We start from the raw sequence: 21,494 nt of genomic DNA on the forward strand, positions 1-21,494 counted from the left end.
TTGTGGACAGCGCGACGACAAGTCAGATCTGGGGCAGCTTTCCGGCCAGCACAGCGTCGGCAATCGTGCTGCCCTCGCCGGCGCCATCCGTGACGGCTCGGGCGCAACTGGCAACCCAGCCGGGCACGTCCGCACCGCTGGTGTACTGCGCCGCCGCCTGGCCGTAACCGACAGCGTCAGCGAGGAACGCCGCCTCCGGGACAATCACCCCGCTAGGGTCCACTCCTCCGGAGACGAGCAGGATCCGGAAAACCGCGCGCGCCACAAGTCCGTTGCCGAGCACGAATGGCCTGATGGCCAGTATTTCGCCGTGCGCAATAGCCGCCGTGAGCAGCGCCGAGTGCTTCGCATCGGACCCTAGTAGTTCGGCTAGCCCGCGCAGCCGGGCAGCGGCGGCTTCGGCGGCCGGTGCGGGCGGCAGGCCGGATAGGTCGCGCGGCAGTTCGGCGCCGATACGCGGCCTGCCCACCTGCGCGTCATCGATCAGCCCCGCGGCGGCAGCAACGTGCAGCCGCGCGATTGCCTGCATCGGCGATGCAGACAGCGGGTGCGGGTGTGAGCCAAGTTCCTCCGCCAACGCTGAGACCCGGATTGCGGCGGCCAGCTGAGTGCCGGAAAGATCATCTGGAACAGCCCTGCCTTGCATTGCCTCGCGGACGAAGGCGATCGGGAACCTCGCGCCTTCGAGCGCGGCTGAGGCCCGGGCGGCTCGTACTGTTGACTCCGCCCGGGCCTCTTGGGTGCGGCGACGCAGGGCCTGGTGCCAGCGAAGCGAGGTACATGCTTCGCGGGCTACAGCGATCGACTCGGCTACCTCAGGCTGTTGTTCAAGAGCCCGAAGCGCTCCGGCCGCTGCGTCGATTTCCTACTCCGTTGTTTCTAGTGTTCTTTTTCCTGACGCCAATTCGGCTTTCGTCACCGACCGCGAGTTACGGCGCCGCTGGCATGCCTAGCCGCGTTGGATATTGCTGACGTCGTGCAGGATGCCGACCTGCCCGTCCTGACTCTGCACCCGGAAATAGTATCCGTGGTCTTCCAGTGCAAGGAACCAGCTGCCGGGTGTGATGGTGAATACCGGCTGCCCGGTGTGTTCATCGTGGGCAGACCGCTCTTCGGGGACCGCAAACCAGAACGCCTGAGTTTCTGCCGCGTTCTCCTGCTCGCCATCTGTGCCGCTCGAGTCCGCCACTTCGTCCTGCGCCGGCTCGGGATGGTGGGTTGACGAGTAGGCTGCCTCGTCCTCCCGGTCCGAGTCTTCCTGCGTGTCATCGGCCATAGTCGATTCATCGGCTTCGGCGTGCTGCGCCCAGCTCAAGGCAGGATCAGGTTCATTGGCCTGCGTGTTGTAGGACTCATCGCCGCCGACGTTCGACACCTCGTCCTGGGCAGTCGCCGGATCGTTGGCCACTTGATCCACGTAAGCGGAATTCGCATCCGGCTGCTCGGTTGCCGGCACGGTGCCGGCCCCGGAGTCCGAGAAAGCGGTGTGATCTGTCCCGTCGTCCTCCCGCCGATCGGCAGCTGACGCGTCGTCGGCCGATGCGGTATCCGAAGCGCCGGTAACTCCTGCATTCGGGAGGACCGAAGTCCTTTCCGCGCCGGTCTCGTCATCCGAATCGACGGGTGCGGCAGAAGCATCGGAGCTGTCTGCGTGCGAGCCACCGGAGTAGTCGGCCGAATAGTCGTTCGCCGCGTAGTCACTGCCCGGGTAGGCGGTCTCCGACGACTTGGCGTCGGATGCCGATTCGTCGGCGGAGTACGAGCCGCCCGGGAATGAGCCCGGTTCGCTGTAGCCGCTCTGCTGTCCGAAATCGCCCTGACCACCCTGCTGTGGCGAGGACACTGACTGCGCGCCGTAGGCACCGGCAATTCCCGCGGCTCCGGCAGATGCCCCGGCGCCGTGCTGACCCTGCTGACCGTACTGGCTCTGCTGACCATCGGTCGGCTGGCCGTGCTGACCCTGCTGACCGTACTGGCTCTGCTGACCGTACTGGCTCTGCTGGCCGCCCGTCGGCTGACCCTGCTGACCGTACTGGCTCTGCTGGCCGCCCGTCGGCTGGCCGTACTGACCCTGCTGGTTGAAGCTCTGCTGTGCCTTGGCCGGCAGTTCGACCGCCGCTGCCTTCGGATGAGCCTGGATGCTCTTCTTTGCCCGGAGGTCCGAGCCAAATGCCGGAATAACTGTCAGAGTCCCTGCCACCAGGACGAGCAGCGCGCCGAGCAGCGCAAGCCAGGCGCCGACGTGCATTGTGGGTGCGCTCGTGATCAGGATGAAGAAGTTGTAAAGCGCGCCCACGACACCCAGGACGGAAATAATCTGGTCGAACGAGAAGGAACCGATGCGTGCCGGAAGTCCGCGAACTGTTTTCTGCAATACGGCCAGAACACCGGCGACTATTACGCTCAGAAAGCCGAAGAAGATGTAGTTGATGCTCCCCCAGTGCCATACCCACCAGGAGGAGCCGTCAATGCCGACATCGCCACGAAAACTGTAAACAGGCAGGAAGATCCCAACCAGAGCAATGAGTGCACCGGCAATAATCAGAATGTCACGCAGCGTGAATGGACCGAGAACCCCGGCACCCGGCTCACGAGCCGGCTTCGGCTGCTGTCCGAACTGGCCCTGCTGACCCTGTCCGAACTGGCCCTGCCCCTGGCCCTGCTGGCCCTGCTGGCCCTGGCCATACTGACCCTGTCCGTACTGACCCTGGCCCTGCTGGCCCTGTCCGTACTGGCCCTGCTGACCGAACTGGCCCTGGCCCTGACCCTGCTGACCCTGACCCTGCTGACCCTGACCGTATTGGCCCTGACCCTGACCCTGCTGACCGTACTGGCCTTGGCCCTGTCCGTACTGGCCAGAGCCGGAGTTGCCAGGGTTATATGGCCCCGGCTGATGGGGAGTACTCATCGGAAGACCTCTCTAAGGGGTATTGCCTAGTGCCGAAATAAAAACCTACCTGCTGATACTTGCAGAAAACGCCTGCGATGACATCCCTCGCCAAGCTGCAATGCCGCTGGCATCGGTAGCCGATAACTTTACGAACCGTCATTGTGCTGGCAGGAAACACTATCGTCGAACCAACACCGCACGCCGAGCACCGAATAGACCGACAGGAGTATCGAAGACGATGAGCACACGGGAAGCCGTTCTGATCGGCGCTGTTCTGCTGCTTGTCGTGGTCATCATCGTGGTCCTGGCAACACAGCGCCGTCGACTGGGCACCCCTGCTGAGCGTGCCGCCTTCGCCACGCTGCACACCGCATCACAGCTCGCTCCGCATCTGAGGGCAGGGCTGACACCCGCAGGCGCGGAGAAAGCCGGCAAGCACCTGCGCTCGCTGCTCAACACCCCGGCGGTCGCTCTTCTGGACACAACGCAAATGCTCGCCTGGGACGGCAGCGGCAGCCATCATGCGGCCGCGGCAATGCAACACGCGGCCGACGCGCTTCGTACCGGCCGCACCGTGATCCGCAAAGTCACCGGCGATCCCGAGCACGCAATCGGCTGCGAACTGGTGCACGCCGTCATCGCTCCGATCAATAGTGACGGCAAGGTAATCGGAGCGCTGGCCGCATACACGCAGGTCCGCTCGGCAGTGCTGGCCAAGGCAACCGAGGAGGTCGCGAACTGGGTTTCGGCACAATTGGCCCTCGCCGAACTCAACAGCTCGCGCACCCGCACGATGGAAGCCGAACTCAAGGCATTGCGAGCGCAAATCAGTCCGCATTTCATTTACAACTGCCTCGGAGCCATTGCGTCATTTGTCCGAACGGATCCTGATCGCGCCCGGGAGCTGCTGCTCGAATTCGCTGATTTCTCCCGATACGCATTTCGCCGGGGCGGGGAGACCACGACTCTGGCCGAGGAATTGAGAAACGTCGAACGCTATTTGGTACTCGAACAGGCCCGCTTCGGCGACAAACTTGTTGTGCAGCTGCTTGTGGCGCCAGAGGTACTGCACATTTCCTTGCCGTACCTTGCACTGCAGCCTCTTGTCGAGAATGCGGTCAAACACGGCCTCGAAGGCGCCGCTCACGACCGCGACGACGACAAAGGCCAGGGCCAGGGCAAAGGGCATGTCTCTATCGTTGCGAAAGATGACGGCGACAGCGCGCTGATCTCGGTGGAGGATGACGGCACCGGCACAGATCCCGACGTCATCCGTCGCGTCCTGGCCGGAGACGACTCATCCTCACCCGACTCCGTCGGACTCGGCAACGTCGACTCGCGGCTGCGCCAGATCTACGGCGATGCCGCCGGACTCGTGGTCGAGACCAATATCGGCGCCGGGATGAAGGTCAGCTTCCGGGTGCCAAAGCACGCAGTGAATATGCACGGCGGCTTTTCCGACTCACAATAGGTTCATGACAACGCCGTCACAGCCACCCGCTCCGATACAGCGCACGGCTGAGCTCAGCGTGCTCGCGGTCGACGACGAACCACCTGCGCTTGCCGAGTTGTCGTTCCTGCTCGGCGAAGATCCCCGGATCGGCAAGGTCAGCCGCGCTGGATCGGCGGCAAGCGCGCTGAAGATCCTCGAAACCGAATCCCGGATCGACGCCGTGTTCACCGATATCCGGATGCCGGGTCTTGACGGGGTCGACCTGGCCAGTCTGCTCGGCCGATTCTCGGTCAGGCCGCAAGTTGTATTCGTGACCGCCCATGTCGAACATGCTGCCTTGGCCTACGATCTCGACGTGACCGACTACGTCGTGAAGCCGGTGCGTGAGGAGCGGCTCGCCGAGGCGATACGCCGGGTGGTGAGCAATACGCAGGCCGCGCGACCCGGCAGCCGCGAGCCTGATGACGAAACACTCCCGATCGACCTGGGCGGAGTCACCCGGTTCATCCAGCGGTCCGATGTCACCCACGTGGAGGCCAGCGGAGACTACGCCCGGTTGCACACCGCCAGTGGCAGCCACCTGCTGCGCACCCCGCTCAGTACCCTGGAGGAACGGTGGGCCGAAGCCGGTTTCGTTCGAATACATCGATCCACGCTTGTTTCGCTCTCCCACGTCGACGAGATCAGGTCGGTCGGCGGCCGGACCGTCGTCCGGCTCGGCGACCAGGAACTCACGGTGGCCCGTCGCAATACTCCCGGTTTCCGGGATCTGGTTGCGAAGAATCGGCGCCGATGACGAACAAGCGAGTGCGGGTGACCGCACCACAGATGGCGGCGTACTCCGGCGAGCCGCCGTTGACCAGACGTCAGCAAATCAGCCAGAACACCGAGATCGGCAGGCTGTATATGGCCACGCTGATCCGGACTCAGCTCCGGCTCGCGGTGGCCACTGTTGCGGGTTTCGTGCTGATGTTTTGCGGATTGCCACTCGCCTTCTGGCTGGCTCCCTCGTTGCGAACTGTGCTGGTGCTCGGGATTCCGCTGCCCTGGTTGGCGCTCGGCCTGCTCGCCTACCCGTTCACAGCTGTTGCTGCCTGGTTTTTCGTCCGCCAGGCGACCCGTGCAGAAACTGAATTCACCGCGTTGGTACACGGGGATTCTTAGGTGAGCACCGGCAGCGTTGCGAGCCTGATCGCGGTCTCGGTGGTGGTCGTCGCAACGCTGCTGATGGGTTCCTTGGGCTTTCGTCTTTCCCGCACGACCTCCGATTTCTTCGTTGCCTCACGCACCGTCAGTCCCTGGGTGAACGCGAGCGCTATCGGCGGAGAATACCTCTCGGCGGCAAGCTTTCTCGGCATTGCCGGACTGGTCTTCACGTTCGGTGCCGACATGTTGTGGCTGCCGGTCGGCTACACAGCGGGGTACATGCTGCTGCTCGTGCTGGTGGCTGCGCCGTTGCGCCGCTCGGGTGCATACACCCTGCCGGATTTCGCCCAGCTTCGCTTTGAATCGGAGTTCGCCCGGACGGTGTCTGCCGTTGCCGTGCTGGTGATCGGCTGGCTGTACCTGATGCCGCAGTTGCGCGCGGCGGGCCTTGCGCTCTCCGCCATCGTCGATGTCCCCACCTGGATGGGCGCTTGCCTCGTCGCCGTCGTTGTGGTGCTGAACGTGGTCTCCGGCGGCATGCGGTCCATTACCTTCGTGCAGGCGTTCCAGTACTGGCTGAAGCTCGCGGCGATAATCATCCCGGCGATCCTGCTGCTCCTGGCATGGCGCTCGGATGGTGCTCCGCTGCCAAGCACGACACTTGCCGACTGGGCGGTGCCCCTGTCCGGATACGGCGGCAGGGAGCATGCGCTGTACCAGACGTATTCACTCATCGTCGCGCTGTTCTTCGGGACGATGGGCCTGCCGCACGTGCTGGTGCGGTTCTATACCAACCCGGATGGCGCCGCCGCACGCCGGACAACCTTCATCGTGATCGGCTTCCTCGGAGTCTTCTACCTGTTTCCGCCGCTGTACGGACTGCTGGGCAGGATCTACATCCCGGATCAATGGCCAGCCGACACAGTGGTTCTTGCGCTGCCGGCCGCGCTTCTCGAGGGGCAGCTGGTCACCGTGGCCGGCGCAATTCTGGTCGGCGGGGCCTTTGCCGCATTCCTCTCCACCGCGTCCGGGCTCGCCGTTTCGGTTGCCGGCGTTCTCAGCCACGACTTGTTTCCCCGTCGCCGAGCCCCCGGCAGGCTTCGGGCGGACCGGGACGCCAGACTTCAGACCGATCGGTCAACCGTGACCCGCTTCCGTTGGGCTGCGGTCGTAGCGCTGATCGTCCCGTTGGCCTTATCTCTGCTGGCGACCCGAACGTCCATCGCGGACACCGTCGGCATGGCGTTCGCGATGGCGGCCTCGACCTTCTGCCCGCTGCTTCTGCTTGGCATCTGGTGGCGCGGGCTCAGCAGAGCAGGGGCCATGGCCGGCCTGATCAGCGGAGGAGTACTGGCTGGCGCCGCGGCCGCGTTCACCCTGGCATTCGGCAACCCCGGTGGCTGGACCGGCGCCCTGCTGGCACAGCCCGCCGCCTGGTCGATGCCACTGAGTTTCATCGTGATGATAACTGTGTCCCTGCTGACCCCGGCCAGCAAACCGCGGCACGCTGATCCGATCGTTTACGGATTACATGCGCCCGAGGGAACATTGCCAACGAAACCGCCGGCGACGTCGACCTGAGCGGGATTACGCACGACGAGGCGGAAGCCAGCGCCGTTCACCGCAGGAAACCTGCCGCTCAGCGATGCCGGGCCTACCGCAGAACGCACAGAAGGAACCACCGGTCGAGCCGTGCCGCGCTACCCCTCCAGCGACGATGTGATTCCGGCCACACTTGAAACTTGACGGCGACCGTCGTCGCAGCCAACAGGGTCCGCACGGCCCTTACGACGCTGCTGCGAATACCGGAGGAACAATGTCTACCAATCACAACTCGCCGCCGGCGGACGACACAGTCCCCGCGGCAGTAACTCCCTACCAGCGGGTGCAGGACAGCGCGGACTTCCAAAACCTGAGAAGCCGATTCCGGAAGTTCGTGTTCCCGATGACCGCAGTGTTCTTCAGTTGGTACGCGCTCTACGTGCTGCTGTCCAACTACGCCCACGAGTTCATGAGTATCCAGGTGTTCGGCAACGTCAACATCGGCCTGATCTTCGGCCTGTTGCAGATCGTCTCAACCTTCGCGATCACCACCATCTACGTCCGGTGGGCGAACAAACGCCAGGACCCGATCGCCGAGGCACTTCGCGATGATGTCGAAGCCGAACTTGCCACATCAGCCCAGGAAGGCCCTCGCTCATGACTGTCGCGACAGCTCTAATTCCGACTCTGCCTGCCAGTCCGCCTGCCGTTCTGGCTGCCGAAGCTGGAACCCAGATCGGAAATCCGGTCGTCAACATTCTTATCTTCGCGGCTTTTGTCGTCGTCACCCTGGTGATCGTGATCCGCGCGTCCCGCACCAACAAGACCGCCGCGGACTTCTACGCCGGTGGACGCGCCTTTTCCGCCGGACAGAACGGCACTGCAATCGCGGGTGACTACCTTTCGGCGGCGAGCTTCCTTGGCATTGCCGGCGCCATCGCAGTCAACGGCTACGACGGCTTCCTCTATTCGATCGGCTTCCTGGTCGCCTGGCTCGTGGCGTTGCTGCTGGTCGCCGAGCTGCTTCGGAACACCGGCAAGTTCACCATGGCCGACGTGCTGTCGTTCCGGCTGCGGCAGAAGCCGGTTCGGATGGCCGCAGCACTGTCAACGCTCGCAGTGGTCTTCTTCTACCTGCTGGCCCAGATGGCTGGCGCCGGCGGCCTCGTCGCCCTGCTGCTCGGCATCACCTCGCCAATTGGCCAGAGCGCGGTAATCGCCGTCGTCGGCCTGATCATGATCGTCTATGTGCTGGTCGGCGGCATGAAGGGCACTACCTGGGTGCAGATCATCAAGGCGGCGCTGCTGATAGTTGGCACGGCCGTTATGACTGTCTGGGTGCTGACGCTGTTCAAGTTCAATCTGTCGGACATGATCGCCCAGGCCAGCAGCATGACCGTCGATGGCAAAAACCTCGCCAACCCGGGCATCCAGTACGGTAAGAGCGCTCTGACGCAGCTCGATTTCCTGTCACTCGGCCTGGCGCTCGTATTGGGCACCGCCGGACTACCGCACGTGCTGATGCGGTTCTACACAGTGCCAACCGGCAAGGACGCGCGCCGCTCCGTCGTCTGGTCCATCTGGCTGATCGGTTTCTTCTACCTCTTCACCCTGGTGCTCGGCTATGGCGCAGGAGCGATCGTCGGCGAAGAGACGATCAAGGCAGCGCCTGGCGGCGTGAACTCAGCCGCCCCGCTGCTGGCATACGAAATCGGCGGCACCGTGCTGCTCGGGGTGATCTCGGCGGTAGCGTTCGCGACGATTCTCGCCGTGGTCGCCGGGCTGGCGATTACCGCCGCCACCTCGTTCGCCCACGACATCTACAACTCGGTACTGCGTGACGGCAAGGTGTCAGGCACCGGCGAGGTCAAGGTTGCCCGAATCACCATCGTCGTGATCGGCGTACTGTCAATCATCGGCGGCATCGCGGCACAGGGACAGAACATCGCGTTCCTGGTCGCCCTGGCCTTCGCGGTGGCCGCGAGCGCCAATTTGCCGACGATCCTGTATTCGCTGTTCTGGAAGCGGTTCAATACCCGCGGGGCGCTGTGGAGTATCTACGGCGGCCTGGCATCGACAATCATCCTGATCGCCTTCTCGCCGGTGGTCTCCGGCAAGGTTGATCCAAAGACCGGCGAGAGCCTGTCCATGATCAAGGACGTCGGCGTCGACTTCCACTGGTTCCCGCTGGACAATCCGGGCATCGTGTCGATCCCACTGGCATTCCTGCTCGGTTACATCGGCTCGCTGACCTCGAAGGAGCAGTCGAGCAAGCAAAAGTTTGCCGAGATGGAAGTGCGCTCGCTGACCGGCGCCGGATCCGAGAAGGCGGTCAAGCACTAGACCGGCCGCGATCCGCACTAGGCCGGCGGCGGCCCGGCGGTGCGGCTGGCAAGCGGCTGGCGTGGCCACGACGGTGCGGTCTATGGTCTGGATCACAAGGGAATTAGGCTAGAGGTACGTGCCGACCGGGCCGGGCCGAGGCCCCGCTCGCGCTGTAAAGCACCGCAGGCATGCGACGCATTTCAAAGGAGAGGTATGACTGAACAAGAGACCGCCGGGCTGGAAAACCTGCTTCACGAAAACCGTCGGTTCGCTCCGTCCCCTGAGTTCAGCGAGCAGGCCGTCGCCGGGCCCGAGCTCTATGAAGCGGCAGCGACGGACCGGCTGGGATTCTGGGCCAGACAGTCACGGGAGCTCCTCAGCTGGGATACCGCTTTCACCGACACCCTGGACTGGACGGATGCGCCGTTCGCAAAATGGTTTGTCGGCGGCAAGCTCAACGTTGCCTACAACTGCGTCGACCGACACGTGGAAGCCGGCAACGGGAATCGGGTGGCGTTCCACTTCGAGGGCGAGCCCGGCGATACCCGGACCATCACGTATGCCGATCTGCAGAAAGAAGTTGCGAAGGCCGCCAATACGCTGAAGAACCTTGGGGTCAATACCGGCGACCGGGTCGCGATCTACATGCCACTCATTCCCGAGACAGTGATCGCGATGCTCGCGTGCGCGCGGCTCGGTGCCCCGCACAGCGTCGTGTTCGGTGGCTTCTCCGCGGATGCGCTGCATAGCAGGATCCTCGACGCCGAAGCCAAGATCGTGATCACGGCCGATGGCGGGTTCCGCCGTGGCTCGGCGTCCGCCCTGAAGCCAGCGGTGGACGCCGCCCTGGCCAAGGGAGCTCCGAGCGTCTCGAACGTCCTGGTGGTACAGCGCACCGAACAGGACACCGAGATGACCGAAGGGCGTGATCTGTGGTGGCACGAGACCGTCGGCGAAGCATCTACGCAGCACACGCCGGAGTTCTTCGACTCCGAGCATCCGCTGTTCATCCTGTACACATCCGGCACGACGGGTAAGCCGAAGGGCATCCTGCACACATCCGGCGGGTACCTGACCCAGACCAGCTACACCCATCGCAACGTCTTCGACCTGCACCCGGAAACGGACGTCTACTGGTGCACCGCCGACGTCGGCTGGGTCACGGGGCACAGCTACAGCGTGTACGGTCCGCTGGCCAACGGCACCACGCAGGTGCTTTACGAGGGCACTCCGGACTCCCCGCACAAGGGCCGCTGGTGGGAGATCGTCGAGAAGTACAAGGTCTCGATCCTCTACACCGCCCCGACGGCAATTCGCACCTGCATGAAGTGGGGCGACGACATCCCGGCGCAGTTCGATCTGAGTTCCCTGCGGGTGCTCGGTTCGGTCGGCGAATCGATCAATCCCGAGGCCTGGGTCTGGTACCGGAAAGTGATTGGCGGCGACAAGGCACCCATCGTCGACACCTGGTGGCAGACGGAGACCGGCGCGATCATGATTTCGCCGCTGCCGGGCGTCACCGAGACCAAGCCCGGCTCCGCCCAGGTCCCGCTACCCGGTATCGCAGCCGATGTCGTGGATGACGAGGGCAGACCGGTCGAGAATGGTGGCGGCGGGTACCTTGTGCTGACCGAGCCCTGGCCCTCGATGCTGCGCGGCATCTGGCAGGATCCGGAGCGCTTCAAGGAGACGTACTGGTCGCGGTTCAAGGACATGTACTTCGCCGGCGACGGGGCCAAAAAGGACGAGGACGGCGACATCTGGCTGCTCGGCCGGGTCGACGACGTGATGAACGTATCGGGTCACCGCCTATCGACGACGGAGATCGAATCCGCCCTTGTCTCGCATCCGAAGGTTGCCGAGGCGGCGGTGGTGGGGGCCAACGACGAAACTTCGGGCCAGGCGGTCGTTGCGTTCGTCATCCTGCGCGGTGCGGCGGGAGACGGCGGACCGGATGTCATCCAGGAGCTACGGACACATGTAGGCAACGAAATCGGCCCGATCGCCAAGCCGAAGCGAATCCTGGTGGTCGCGGAGCTACCGAAGACGCGTTCGGGCAAAATCATGCGGCGCCTGCTCCGCGATGTCGCGGAGAATCGTGAGGTCGGGGACGCCTCAACCCTGGCCGACACATCGGTGATGGACCTGATCCAGACTGGATTGAAGGACGCCAAGCCGGAAGACTGAGGGCGCCTGGCGAGGGAAGGGGAAGGTGGCGGGTGCGTCACCTTCCCCTTTTTCATGGCCGGCGCCTGATCGGCGGGTGGCGACCCCCGGGCGCCGACGCGGCATTAGGCTTAGTATCAGTAATCCCCTACAGGTCCGCCGAAACGGAGTAACCCCCATGGCTGAACGGTCACTGTCCGAGTTGTTCACCGAGATAAGAAATGACGGCAAGGCTCTCGCCGCCGATGAGGCATCTCTGGCGAAAGCTGAACTCACCGCGGGCGCCAAGAAGCTCGGCATCGGCGGGGGATTCCTGGTCGTCGCCGGTGTGCTCGCTTTCCTGATGCTGATCATCCTGCTGATCGCCGCCGCCGCGGGGTTGCACGCCCTCGGTTTTGAGTGGTGGTCATCGTTCCTGCTCGTTGCGGCCGCCCTGTTGTTGCTGGCGTTGCTCCTCGTGGCCGTCGGCCTTCCACTGGTGAAAAAGGCGAAGCTCAATCCGACCAGGGCGATTGCAGGAGCCAAGACCAGCATCGCCTCGCTGCAGAACGCAGCGAAGAACCCGGGCGGCCCTCGACTGTAGCCTGCTGTGGCCACTGTCCGCGTCCCGGATGGCGCTCGCCCTGCTGGGCTCGATCCTGCCCAGCCTCGATGCCGGGCCACGCTCCGTGATCCGGACCTCCGGCGCGGGCGGCCCCCGGCTGTCGAACCGGTCAGCGCAATTCGATCAGTCGGTTGCTGTCCCAAGGCAGCGCCCAACTGAGTTGATCGAAGGCGAAGTCCAGCAGTCCGGCGGTGAATCCCCAAACCGTCAGGACACCGACATCGAAGGCAGGCCCGTGGTACCCGGAAGGGTGCACGTAGCTGCCACGATTCGGCGCCGCCAGAAGGTCGGCCACCGGAACGCGATACACCGACGCGGACTCGCCGTGATCCATCACGCGCACGGGCGACTGGGTCGGCGACCAGGCGACGACCGGCGTCACCAGGAATTTGCTCGGCGGCAGAAATATCGGCGTCAACTGACCCAGCACTTCAACGCCGTCCGGAGCCAGGCCGGTTTCCTCCTCTGCCTCGCGCAGAGCGGCGGCCGTCACGTCGGTGTCTTCGGCGTCAACGGCTCCACCGGGAAACGCCACCTGGCCGGCGTGATGTCGCAGGGTTGCGGCCCGCTGCAGTAGCAACACGTCGATATCCGCCATGCCGGCGTGCTCCAGTTTCGGCAATAACGAGCGGCCGGCATCCGTGCGCGGCATCGTGCCCTTGCCGAACAGCATCAGCACCGCGGCATCGCGCGCGTCATCGGACGGTGAGCGGTGGGGCCTTCCGGCGAGCGGGCCGGTGAGTTTGCTCGAAGCCAGCCGTTGCAGCGCGTCCCGGATATCGAGCGCTCCCCCAGAGTCTGCGCCGAGGTCGCTGGCCATTCCGGCAGGATTGCGCTCCGCCTGGCCGTGACCGCGAGCGGAGTCAGCAGGGATCCCGCCGGTCGTGCTCATGGAGCCAGCTCAAACCGCAACAGTTTCGCCGCCGCCTGCGGGTCGAGCTCACCGATCCCGAACGAGGGGCAGAGTGCGGCCACCGGGCAGGACCCGCAGGCCGGGCGCCGGGAGTGGCATATCCGGCGACCATGAAATATCAGCCGGTGCGACAGCATGGTGAAGTCTTGTCGCTCGAACAACGCGGCAACGTCTTTTTCGACCTGTACCGGATCGTCGGACGCCGTCCAGCCGAATCGGCGGGCAAGCCGGCCGAAGTGCGTATCGACGGTCAGTCCTGGCAAGCCGAAGGCGTTTCCACGCACGACATGGGCCGTCTTACGCCCGACCCCTGGCAGAGTCACCAGGTCGTCGAGGCCGGTCGGCACCTCGCCGCCATACTCGTCGATGATGCGGGCACTCAGCTTCTGCAGGTTGGCGGCCTTGGCTCGGAAGAAGCCCGTCGGGCGAAGGATGTCCTCGAGTTCCTCCCGCTCCGCTTTCGCCATAGCGTCGGGGGTCGGGTAGCGGGCAAACAGGCCGGGGGTAGTCTGGTTGACGCGAACGTCAGTGGTCTGAGCAGATAGCACGGTTGCAACGAGTAACTGGAACGCATTCTCGAAATCGAGCTCACAGCGGGCGTTTGGATAAAACTCGGTAAGGGCGCGGTGAATCTTCCGGGCTCGGCGCTTTAATCCAAGGCTCGTCTCTTGCGCGTACTTCTTTGCGGTCTTCTCGGCCACTGACATCACCTATTTAGACTATCTACGGCCTTGCGGCTACCTAAACAGAGGGTTAGTGCGGCAGACTGCTAGTAATAGACAACGTCCTAGGAGGCAACGTGGATATTGAGGTCGTGAGGAAGGCACCGCTTTTTTCGGGTCTTGATGACGAGGCAACGGCAGCGCTACTCGACCTCATGAAGCAGAGCACGCTGCACCGTGGCTCTGTGCTGTTTCATGAAGGCGATTCCGGATCCGAGCTGTATGTCATCGTCGCCGGAAAGCTGAAGCTGGGCCGCAGCGCACCTGACGGGCGCGAGAACCTGCTGTCGGTTATCGGTCCAGGCGAGATGTTCGGTGAGCTTTCCCTGTTCGATCCAGGTCCGCGAACCGCAACGGTTACCGCGATCTCAGAAGTGACTCTTCTCGGACTCAGCAATGACAACCTGCACACCTGGCTGTCAGGTCGCCCGGATGCTGCGCTGAACCTGCTGCAGGCGCTTGCCGCCAGGCTTCGACGCACCAACGACACGGTCGGCGATCTCGTCTTCTCCGACGTTCCAGGTCGCGTGGCGAAAGCGCTCCTCGACCTTGCCACTCGCTTCGGCCGTCCGGCCGCCGATGGCGTGCTGGTCGCCCATGAACTCACCCAGGAAGAGCTGGCGCAGCTGGTCGGTGCCTCACGAGAGACAGTGAACAAGGCGTTGGCCGACTTCGCCGCGCGCGGCTGGCTTCGCCTTGAGGCGCGAGCCGTCGTCCTGCTCGATATGGAGCGGATGTCGTCCCGGGCACGTTGACCGCCTGATCCGCGGGCCGCGGGCTGGAAGTGGGCTGCGGGCCGCGGTTCATCAATGACGAAGGTACTAAGTGATTGCACTTAGTACCTTCGTCGTCTATCGACCTAGTTCTTCGTCGCCCCAGAGTCGAGATAGACAAGCTGAGCCTTGACCGACTGCAAGGCTGCGGGCCGGACGTTCTCCGGCACGTCGGCGTAGACCCGATCGACTACCTGTTCGGCGGTGCTGTCACCGGCATCCAGCGCCGCGCGCACCTGGTCCAGACGTTCCTGGCGGTGCCGTAGGTAGTACCCGAGCACGTGCTGAGGGTCGTCAATCACCGGCCCGTGCCCAGGCAGGATCCTGGTGATGTCGGAGCCGACGGCCAGTTGCTGCATCCGCTCAATGCTCCGAAGGTATTCAGCAATCGAACCGTCGGGGTAGGTGACGACCGTTGTCCCGCTGCCCAGCACCATATCTCCGGGGAGTAGCGTTTCGCCCCACAGCACCGACAGCGAATCGGAAGTGTGCCCCGGAGTCAGCAGAAAGACCAGCTGATCGCCCCGAGCCGAGCCGAATGTCAGCCGATCACCGTCAGCGATCTGATCCGTCCCGGTGCGGAATTGCCCGGACACGGCATACACCGGCACCTCCGGAGCCCAGCGACTCGCGCTGGCCAGCGACTCGGAGTGGTCCGCATGCCAGTGCGTCAGCACGATTGCCGTCATGGTGGCGCCCCGATGGTCGAGGGCCTGCAGGATTGCAGCAATGTGCGGCTGTAGCTCGGGGCCCGGGTCGATGACAACTGCCGTCGCGAAATCCGCACTGAACAGCAGCCAGGAGTTCGTGCCATCAAGCGTCATCGGGCCGGGGTTCGCCGCCCGAACCAGGACGAGCGCGCCATCATCGAAAGTCGTGATTTCGGATGCCTGGCTAGTCATGCCGCACGCCGGGGACGACGACAGTGTGCCGTTCACGTTGCAGCGGCGGGCTACTGATGTCCGCTTCGATCAGCCAATCGCCATCGACCTGCCTGACAGTCGGCTGAATTGGCTTGAGATTGCGTACCTGGCTCATCGCGGCAGCTACGGTCGGAACGGCGGCGAGTTCTTCCAGTGAGACCAACGTCGGCGGGAGCATCTCGTTGCCGCCGGAGTTCCTGCCCCGTTCAACGGCCTCCTTCGCCGAAAGCCAGCCGCCCCAGGTCGCCTCTGACGATCCGACTTTTGCCTCCTGTCCCGGCGGGACCGCCGCGACGAAGAAGACAGTGTCGTAGCGCCGATGCTCGCAACCCGGGGTTATCCAGCGGGCCCAGGGATGCAGCAGATCGGCACGCAACGAGAACTCCGAGTGCCGGAGAAAGTCTCCGAACGTGAGTTCACGATGAACGATCTTCTCCCGGAACGCCTGCCAGTTGCCGCCGGAGACCTCTCCAACCAGCTCTCCGTCGCTTGTGCTGGCCAGGAGTACGCCGCATTCCTCGAATGTCTCCCGGACCGCCGACACCACGATCTGCCGGGCAAGGGCCGGATCGCTGATGCCGAGGCGCTGCTTACACCGATCCGGTGTCCAGCCGCCCCACGGCACTTCTTCGGTGTCCGAGGGGTCGACCCTGCCGCCGGGAAAGGCGTATCGTTCCGGCGCGAAGCTCATCGACATGGCCCGCTTCAGCAGGAATACCTCGACGCCATCGGCCGAGTCCCGCAAAAGCATGACCGTGGCCGCCAGCCGAGGAGTGACCGGATCCGGCAATTCCTCGACCGATCCCCACGCTTCGAGTTGCCGACGAAGATCGTCGGCAACCGGGAACTGCCTGGTTACTAGGTGCATGGTATTTCCAGACGCCGCGCGAACGCAGCGAGAATTACGCTCACGGTCAGCCTTTGACCTCGACGACGATATCGATCTCGACTGGCGAGTCGAGTGGAAGCACGGCAACACCGACGGCGGATCGCGCGTGGACACCCTTATCGCCCAGCGCCTCGCCGAGAAGCTCAGAAGCTCCGTTGATCACCTGTGGCTGACCGGTGAAGGTCGGATCGGAAGCAACGAAGCCGACGACCTTCACGACCCGCACAATGTCATCGAGATTTCCGATCACGGATTTGATGGCGGCGAGTCCGTTGAGCGCACAGCGCGCCGCGAGCTCCTTGGCAGTGTCCGCGTCGACCTCGCCGCCGCCCACTTTGCCCGCCCTGGGCAGCTCGCCGTTCACCATGGGCAGCTGGCCCGAGGTGTAGACGTAGTTTCCACTGCGCACAGCGGGAACGTAGACGGCCACCGGAGGGACGACCTCGGGCAGCGCGTGGCCTAACTCGATGAGCTTGTTTTCAACTGCAGACACTTCAGTCCTTCTGTCGCTTGAGGTAGGCAACGAGTCCCTGTCCGTCTGGACCCGGCACCACCTGTACCAGTTCGTAGCCGTCCTCGCCCCATTGGTCGAGGATTTGCTTAGTTGCGTGCACGATAAGCGGCACCGTCGCATATTCCCATTTCGCCATGTGGCTCAGCCTAGTGCCCTCCTGGTGAGAACTCCACGCGGAGGGCGCGGCGCATCGCCATCGGGCGGGGCTAAGCGGGGCGCCGGCGGGCCGAGGCCGGGGCGCATCGCCATCGGGCAGGGCCGGCTGAGCGCTGCCGGGCACGGTTGCCGGGCACGGCTGCCAGATAGCTTGGCTAATCGCCGTCGGAAGCTCGGCGGCGCACTAGCCTTTCAGGTCGGCTGGCCTGACCACATCGAGGTCGACCTTGCCCCGGGCGCCATCGACGTAGGCGAAGTAATGCACCTGCCAGACTGTCCAGTCATCATGGAATGGACGAATGAAAAAGTTCGTCACCCAGCGCCGATTCTCACTGAGCGGTTCGATTGTGTACTGCTGCAGCCAGCTATGCCGGGCATAGACGAGTAACTCACGGCCCCATTCCGCCTCGACTCGCGACGTGAAGGCGGCGAGTTCGCGGCTGACGTCACGCTGCGAAGGCCGGGTCTGGCACGCTCCGATCAGCTCCAGGTCGACGGCCGGTGGTAGCGCCCCGGCCTCGGGCGGTGCGGCCTTGAGGAAGTTCACTGCCTGCTCCTCCCCCGGCGAGCAAAGGGTGAAGAAGTGGTAGGCGCCGCGGCTGACGCCATGCCCCGCGGACGCCGTCCAGTTACGACTGAACTCACTGTCAAGGTGGTCGTTGCCTTCGGTGGCCTTGATATAGGCGTAGCGGACGCCGTCGCCATGCACCCGAGCCCAGTCGATCTTCCCCTGATGGTGCGAAACGTCGATGGCATATGCCTCGCCGGGCCGGAGCCCGGGTCGCGTGTTGGGCACGATGGCATACCACCAGAGCGAAGCCGCCATGAGCAGTAAGACCAATCCGGCGGCTGTGACGAGGAGCGCTCGCCTGGCTCGTCTCGTCATGCGAAACAGCCTAGCGTCCCGTCCGCTGCGGCGAGAAGAGAGTCGGCGCGCCACGGGCTAGGTGCGCCAATCCACGCTAGTCGTCCTTTTCCTCACCCTTTATGCCGCCGTCAGATTTGGAATCATCCTTCTTCTTGCCGGAATCATCCTTCTTCTTCGAGTCCGAGTCGTCCTTCTTGCTTGGCCCGGAATCGTTGTTGCTGGAGCCGGACGACTTCGGCGACGACGACTTAGGCGAAGGGCTCGATCCCATCACTGAGCCAGGCGGCCTTGGGAAACTGGTGTTGCCCTTGGTGTACTTGACCGCCTTCTTCATGTACGCCGACCACGTCTGACCGGAAATTGTCGCACCGTAGACCGTTCCGCGAACAGAACCCTTGGAGTTCTTACGCCAGTCGCGCTGGCCATCGGGGTCACCGGTCCAGACCGCGGTAGACATCGTCTTGGTGAAACCGACCAACCAGGAGTGACCCTCGGTCAGGTTGGCGGTACCGGTCTTCGCACCGGCAGGGACACCGATCTGCAGGCCGTTCGTGGTGCCACCGTTGAAGGTCTGTGTCAGCGCGTATGTCACCCCGCGCGCCACGTCTTTCGACAGCGCCCGGTGACAGTCGGCGTCCGGCACGTCGACCTGCTTGCCGTTGCGATCCTTGATCGAATCGATCGGCGTCGGCTTGCAGTACTCGCCGTCGGCAGCGAACGTGGCAAACGCCGCGGCCATGGTGATCGGCGCGATCGAAAGCGAACCCAGGATCGATGCCGGGTAGAGCACTTCCTGGGTGTCGCCCGGACCCGATTCCTTATCGAGCGCCTCGCCGGTTCCGAGATGCACGCCGAGATCCATCGCGGTATCCCGGATCTTGCACATATCCAACTCGGACGCCATATCGGCGTAAGCCTTGTTCACCGACTTCTTGGTGGCGTTGAGCACGGACATGCTGCCGTTTGCTCCCCCGCTGTCACCGGCGTTCTTCGGCCCATAACCATTCGTGGCGTAATTTCGGCCGTCACAGCTCGAGGTCCGGAAACCGAAGTACTTGCTCGCGCCGCCGTTAACCGAATCGTTCAGCTGCCGGCCGGATTTCAGCCAGGCTGCCAGTACGAACGGTTTCCAGGTCGAACCGGGCTGGAAACCAGTTCCACCGTTGAACTGCTTATCAACGTTGTAGTTGATATTGGTCTCGCTCTTGCCGGCGTCCTCGGATGTCGAATACTTCCGGTTCTGCGCCATCGACAGCACCTTGCCGGTGCCGGGCTCGACGGTAACGATTGTGTGTCCGGCACCGGAGGCATCCTTTGCCGGAACTCGCTTCGTGACCGCTTTGGCCGCCGCCTTTTGCATATCCGGGTCGAGCGTGGTCTTCACCTGAAGGCCGCCGCGGATCAGGAAGTTGCGGCGATCTTCGAGGGTCTTGCCGAAAGTCTTGTCGGTTTCAATGGTTCGCTGCACGTAATCACAGAAGAACGCGCTGACGCCCGCCGCCTGGCAGCCGTTGGCCACGTTGTGGATATCCAGGTCGAGTTCGGACTCAGCCGCCTTGTCGTGCTCTTCCTGGGTGATCTTGCCGTGCTTCAGCATCGAGTTCAGCACGATGTTTCGGCGCTGCAGAGCCTGCTCCGGATTTGCCTCCGGGTTGTTAGCCGACGGGTTCTGCACGACTCCGGCGAGCAGTGCCGATTGCTGGAGGTTCAGGTCCTTGGCTGAAACTCCCCAGTAGTGCTGTGCCGCTGCCTCCACGCCGTACTGCCGGGGGCTTCCGCCGTAGTTGTTGATATTGAGGTAGCGCTCAAGGATTTCTTTCTTCGAGTACTTCTTCTCAACCGCGATCGCGAGCTTTGCCTCACGCATCTTCCGGGCGATACCGGAGCTTCCCTCGGACTGCGTCGCCTCGGCAATACCCTCGTCGTCACCGCTCTGGTGCGAAGCCTCAATCAGCACGTTCTTCACGTATTGCTGGGTCAGCGTCGAGGCACCCTGAGTGCTTGGCGACAGGATGTTATGCACTGCCGCGCGGGCGATGCCGTTCAGGTCAACGCCGCCGTGGTCGAAGAACCGGTAGTCCTCAATTGCGACCGAGGCATCCTGGACGTCCTGCGACATCTTGTCGAGCGGCTTTTCGATCCGGTTCTCCCAGTAGAACTTCGCGATCGTCGAGCCATCGTTGGCGACCATCGTCGACTGCTGGGCGAGCGGTCCTTCTTCAAGCGCTGCGGGCAGTGCCTCGAAGATCTCGATACCGGTGTCAGCACCAGCGGAAACCGCGCCGACAGCCGGGATCGCCAAGCCGGCACCAACCACACCTGTGATTGTGCTGACGGCGATGAATGAGAGCAGCGCACCGAATTTTCGCCCAGCTTGAGGGCGCGACGAGAGGTCAGGCATATACCTACTCTAAGGGAAACACGCTGCCACTCGTGCCTGCGCGCGCCTCAGCGCAGATGGGTTGTGCAATCGTTACAGCGGACTTCCGGCTTCCCTGAGTGTAAGCAGAGTTGCCTCTGGACGGCAGCTGAACCGTACCGGGGCGAACGGTGATGTGCCGAGTCCGGCCGATACATGCAGCCAGGCGTCGCCCCAACGCGAGAGCCCCTTCACCCGGCGGCGATCGAGATCGCAGTTGGTGATCAATGCTCCGTAGCCGGGCACGCAGAGTTGGCCCCCATGGGTGTGCCCGGCCAGGATCAGCTGCGCGTCGTCGTCGGACATCGCGTTCAACACCCGCTTGTACGGCGCATGGGTCACCCCGATTCTCAGGTCTGCGGCTTCGGTAAAGCCTCCAGCTACGTCGGCGTACCGGTCATAACGAAGATGAGGATCGTCCACACCCGCAAACTCCAGCCGCTGACCGGCAACCGTCAGCTCGCCGCGGGTGTTTCGCAGGTTCAGCCAGCCGGCATTCTCGAACGCAGCGTCCATCGTTTCCGTCGGTAGCCGGCGATGCTCCAGGTCCGAGGCTCTGGGCCCCTTCGACGGGCCGAAAAGATAGGTGACTGGGTTTTTCGGCCGCGGCGCGAAGTAGTCGTTGGACCCGGAGACAAAGACTCCCGGCAGTTCGAGCAGCGGATCAAGACAGTCGAGCAGCGGCCACACAGAATCGGCGCTGGAGATATTGTCTCCGGTGTTGACGACGAGATCCGGCTCCAGTTCGGCCAGCGAACGAACCCACTGCTGTTTACGGTGCTGTCCGGGCATCAGGTGCAGATCGGAGATGTGCAGCAGCTTTATCGGCGCAGACCCGGGCTTGAGTACCGGAACGTCGACCGAGCGGAGAGCAAACCACCGAACCTCGATAAGTGCCGCATAGGCAACTGCCGCCGCTCCGGAAAGGGCAAGTCCGCCTGCAGCGGCCGCGATTCTCTTCACGGGCTCATCCTTACACGTGGCCCCGACTCGCTTCGAACTGAGTTGATCCGATATTGTTGTCTTCGCTTGGTGTCGCCGTGAGTCTGGCGGTCGGCAGCGGAATATCGGGGTGTGGCGCAGCTTGGTAGCGCGCGTCGTTCGGGACGACGAGGTCGCAGGTTCAAATCCTGTCACCCCGACCAATGCAGTTGAGGGTCACTCTAGCGAAGCGAGTGGCCCTCAACTGCA

The 21,494-nt window shown here is 63.6% G+C and carries 21 protein-coding genes and 1 tRNA gene; 11 read left to right on the forward strand and 11 right to left on the reverse strand.

The window, feature by feature from the left end:
- Positions 1 to 22 precede the first annotated feature (22 nt).
- Complete coding sequence (locus LWF01_RS13260) at positions 23 to 646, reverse strand: Fic family protein (protein WP_349637844.1); 624 nt, start codon at positions 644 to 646, stop codon at positions 23 to 25.
- 303 nt (positions 647 to 949) lie between these two features.
- Positions 950 to 2,374, reverse strand: a complete 1,425-nt coding sequence (locus tag LWF01_RS13265) for a hypothetical protein (protein ID WP_349637845.1) — start codon at positions 2,372 to 2,374, stop codon at positions 950 to 952.
- A 66-nt stretch (positions 2,375 to 2,440) separates the two neighbouring features.
- On the opposite strand from LWF01_RS13265, the gene LWF01_RS13270 reads away from it, so the two are divergent.
- The 9 genes from LWF01_RS13270 to LWF01_RS13310 all read left to right on the forward strand — a co-directional run bounded on the left by LWF01_RS13270 (position 2,441) and on the right by LWF01_RS13310 (position 12,105).
- The gene (locus LWF01_RS13270; protein WP_349637846.1) at positions 2,441 to 2,938 is read left to right on the forward strand and encodes a hypothetical protein; all 498 of its coding nucleotides are present in this window, start codon (positions 2,441 to 2,443) and stop codon (positions 2,936 to 2,938) included.
- A gap of 190 nt (positions 2,939 to 3,128) precedes the next feature.
- The gene (locus LWF01_RS13275; protein ID WP_349637847.1) at positions 3,129 to 4,361 is read left to right on the forward strand and encodes a sensor histidine kinase; all 1,233 of its coding nucleotides are present in this window, start codon (positions 3,129 to 3,131) and stop codon (positions 4,359 to 4,361) included.
- A gap of 4 nt (positions 4,362 to 4,365) precedes the next feature.
- Positions 4,366 to 5,139 carry a LytR/AlgR family response regulator transcription factor gene (locus LWF01_RS13280; protein WP_349637848.1) on the forward strand — a complete coding sequence of 258 codons (774 nt, stop codon included), beginning with the start codon at positions 4,366 to 4,368 and terminating at the stop codon, positions 5,137 to 5,139.
- Entirely contained in the window at positions 5,136 to 5,507 is a 372-nt protein-coding gene (locus tag LWF01_RS13285; RefSeq protein WP_349637849.1) for a DUF485 domain-containing protein, read from the forward strand. Before LWF01_RS13280 ends, LWF01_RS13285 begins: the two co-directional genes overlap by 4 nt.
- On the forward strand, positions 5,508 to 7,070 hold the full coding sequence (locus tag LWF01_RS13290) for a sodium/solute symporter (protein WP_349637850.1): 1,563 nt from the start codon (positions 5,508 to 5,510) through the stop codon (positions 7,068 to 7,070).
- 235 nt (positions 7,071 to 7,305) lie between these two features.
- Positions 7,306 to 7,692, forward strand: a complete 387-nt coding sequence (locus tag LWF01_RS13295) for a DUF485 domain-containing protein (RefSeq protein WP_349637851.1) — start codon at positions 7,306 to 7,308, stop codon at positions 7,690 to 7,692.
- Positions 7,689 to 9,374 carry a solute symporter family protein gene (locus tag LWF01_RS13300; protein WP_349637852.1) on the forward strand — a complete coding sequence of 562 codons (1,686 nt, stop codon included), beginning with the start codon at positions 7,689 to 7,691 and terminating at the stop codon, positions 9,372 to 9,374. Before LWF01_RS13295 ends, LWF01_RS13300 begins: the two co-directional genes overlap by 4 nt.
- A gap of 195 nt (positions 9,375 to 9,569) precedes the next feature.
- Positions 9,570 to 11,543 (forward strand): acetate--CoA ligase, encoded by a 1,974-nt coding sequence (acs, locus tag LWF01_RS13305; protein ID WP_349637853.1) that lies wholly within the window; start codon positions 9,570 to 9,572, stop codon positions 11,541 to 11,543.
- 157 nt (positions 11,544 to 11,700) lie between these two features.
- On the forward strand, positions 11,701 to 12,105 hold the full coding sequence (locus tag LWF01_RS13310) for a phage holin family protein (protein WP_349637854.1): 405 nt from the start codon (positions 11,701 to 11,703) through the stop codon (positions 12,103 to 12,105).
- A 130-nt stretch (positions 12,106 to 12,235) separates the two neighbouring features.
- Here the strand turns inward: LWF01_RS13310 and LWF01_RS13315 are convergent, their stop codons facing one another.
- Both LWF01_RS13315 and nth read right to left on the reverse strand, forming a co-directional pair.
- Entirely contained in the window at positions 12,236 to 13,018 is a 783-nt protein-coding gene (locus tag LWF01_RS13315) for an NUDIX hydrolase (RefSeq protein ID WP_349637855.1), read from the reverse strand.
- Positions 13,015 to 13,746, reverse strand: coding sequence for an endonuclease III (gene nth / locus LWF01_RS13320; protein WP_349640926.1), 732 nt, complete (start codon positions 13,744 to 13,746; stop codon positions 13,015 to 13,017). Before nth ends, LWF01_RS13315 begins: the two co-directional genes overlap by 4 nt.
- A gap of 92 nt (positions 13,747 to 13,838) precedes the next feature.
- Between nth and LWF01_RS13325 the strand changes: the two genes are divergently transcribed.
- Positions 13,839 to 14,516 carry a Crp/Fnr family transcriptional regulator gene (locus tag LWF01_RS13325; RefSeq protein ID WP_349637856.1) on the forward strand — a complete coding sequence of 226 codons (678 nt, stop codon included), beginning with the start codon at positions 13,839 to 13,841 and terminating at the stop codon, positions 14,514 to 14,516.
- Between the two features lie 104 nt (positions 14,517 to 14,620).
- Here the strand turns inward: LWF01_RS13325 and LWF01_RS13330 are convergent, their stop codons facing one another.
- The 7 genes from LWF01_RS13330 to LWF01_RS13360 all read right to left on the reverse strand — a co-directional run bounded on the left by LWF01_RS13330 (position 14,621) and on the right by LWF01_RS13360 (position 21,266).
- On the reverse strand, positions 14,621 to 15,436 hold the full coding sequence (locus LWF01_RS13330; RefSeq protein ID WP_349637857.1) for an MBL fold metallo-hydrolase: 816 nt from the start codon (positions 15,434 to 15,436) through the stop codon (positions 14,621 to 14,623).
- The gene (locus tag LWF01_RS13335; RefSeq protein WP_349637858.1) at positions 15,429 to 16,325 is read right to left on the reverse strand and encodes an NUDIX hydrolase; all 897 of its coding nucleotides are present in this window, start codon (positions 16,323 to 16,325) and stop codon (positions 15,429 to 15,431) included. The genes LWF01_RS13330 and LWF01_RS13335 overlap by 8 nt, the downstream gene beginning before the upstream one ends.
- Positions 16,326 to 16,371: 46 nt before the next feature.
- Positions 16,372 to 16,839 carry a RidA family protein gene (locus LWF01_RS13340; RefSeq protein ID WP_349637859.1) on the reverse strand — a complete coding sequence of 156 codons (468 nt, stop codon included), beginning with the start codon at positions 16,837 to 16,839 and terminating at the stop codon, positions 16,372 to 16,374.
- 1 nt (position 16,840) lies between these two features.
- Positions 16,841 to 16,996, reverse strand: a complete 156-nt coding sequence (gene sp36, locus LWF01_RS13345) for a Sp36 family protein (RefSeq protein ID WP_349637860.1) — start codon at positions 16,994 to 16,996, stop codon at positions 16,841 to 16,843.
- Positions 16,997 to 17,200: 204 nt separating this feature from the next.
- A complete protein-coding gene (locus LWF01_RS13350) occupies positions 17,201 to 17,902 on the reverse strand; it encodes a GH25 family lysozyme (protein WP_349637861.1) in 702 nt (233 codons plus the stop codon).
- Positions 17,903 to 17,978: 76 nt separating this feature from the next.
- Positions 17,979 to 20,285, reverse strand: coding sequence for a transglycosylase domain-containing protein (locus tag LWF01_RS13355; RefSeq protein WP_349637862.1), 2,307 nt, complete (start codon positions 20,283 to 20,285; stop codon positions 17,979 to 17,981).
- A 72-nt stretch (positions 20,286 to 20,357) separates the two neighbouring features.
- Positions 20,358 to 21,266: a metallophosphoesterase gene (locus LWF01_RS13360; RefSeq protein WP_349637863.1), complete on the reverse strand. Its 909-nt coding sequence runs from the start codon at positions 21,264 to 21,266 to the stop codon at positions 20,358 to 20,360.
- A gap of 105 nt (positions 21,267 to 21,371) precedes the next feature.
- Here LWF01_RS13360 and LWF01_RS13365 point away from each other — a divergent pair.
- Positions 21,372 to 21,448: transfer RNA gene (locus tag LWF01_RS13365), tRNA-Pro, on the forward strand.
- The last annotated feature ends 46 nt before the right edge of the window (positions 21,449 to 21,494 follow it).

It is taken from the genome of Saxibacter everestensis (genome assembly GCF_025787225.1).
In the GTDB taxonomy this organism is placed as follows: Bacteria; Actinomycetota; Actinomycetes; order Actinomycetales; family Brevibacteriaceae; genus Saxibacter; species Saxibacter everestensis.

Excerpts from the sequence above, each read along its gene's own strand:
- LWF01_RS13330 (WP_349637857.1), bottom strand. The coding sequence starts at position 15,436 with ATGACTAGCCAGGCATCCGAAATCACGACTTTCGATGATGGCGCGCTC.
- LWF01_RS13260 (WP_349637844.1), bottom strand. The coding sequence starts at position 646 with ATGCAAGGCAGGGCTGTTCCAGATGATCTTTCCGGCACTCAGCTGGCC.
- LWF01_RS13275 (WP_349637847.1), top strand. The coding sequence starts at position 3,129 with ATGAGCACACGGGAAGCCGTTCTGATCGGCGCTGTTCTGCTGCTTGTC.
- nth (WP_349640926.1), bottom strand. The coding sequence starts at position 13,746 with ATGTCAGTGGCCGAGAAGACCGCAAAGAAGTACGCGCAAGAGACGAGC.
- LWF01_RS13280 (WP_349637848.1), top strand. The coding sequence starts at position 4,366 with ATGACAACGCCGTCACAGCCACCCGCTCCGATACAGCGCACGGCTGAG.
- acs (WP_349637853.1), top strand. The coding sequence starts at position 9,570 with ATGACTGAACAAGAGACCGCCGGGCTGGAAAACCTGCTTCACGAAAAC.
- LWF01_RS13355 (WP_349637862.1), bottom strand. The coding sequence starts at position 20,285 with ATGCCTGACCTCTCGTCGCGCCCTCAAGCTGGGCGAAAATTCGGTGCG.
- LWF01_RS13350 (WP_349637861.1), bottom strand. The coding sequence starts at position 17,902 with ATGACGAGACGAGCCAGGCGAGCGCTCCTCGTCACAGCCGCCGGATTG.
- LWF01_RS13310 (WP_349637854.1), top strand. The coding sequence starts at position 11,701 with ATGGCTGAACGGTCACTGTCCGAGTTGTTCACCGAGATAAGAAATGAC.
- LWF01_RS13285 (WP_349637849.1), top strand. The coding sequence starts at position 5,136 with ATGACGAACAAGCGAGTGCGGGTGACCGCACCACAGATGGCGGCGTAC.
- LWF01_RS13295 (WP_349637851.1), top strand. The coding sequence starts at position 7,306 with ATGTCTACCAATCACAACTCGCCGCCGGCGGACGACACAGTCCCCGCG.
- LWF01_RS13315 (WP_349637855.1), bottom strand. The coding sequence starts at position 13,018 with ATGAGCACGACCGGCGGGATCCCTGCTGACTCCGCTCGCGGTCACGGC.
- LWF01_RS13335 (WP_349637858.1), bottom strand. The coding sequence starts at position 16,325 with ATGCACCTAGTAACCAGGCAGTTCCCGGTTGCCGACGATCTTCGTCGG.
- LWF01_RS13300 (WP_349637852.1), top strand. The coding sequence starts at position 7,689 with ATGACTGTCGCGACAGCTCTAATTCCGACTCTGCCTGCCAGTCCGCCT.
- sp36 (WP_349637860.1), bottom strand. The coding sequence starts at position 16,996 with ATGGCGAAATGGGAATATGCGACGGTGCCGCTTATCGTGCACGCAACT.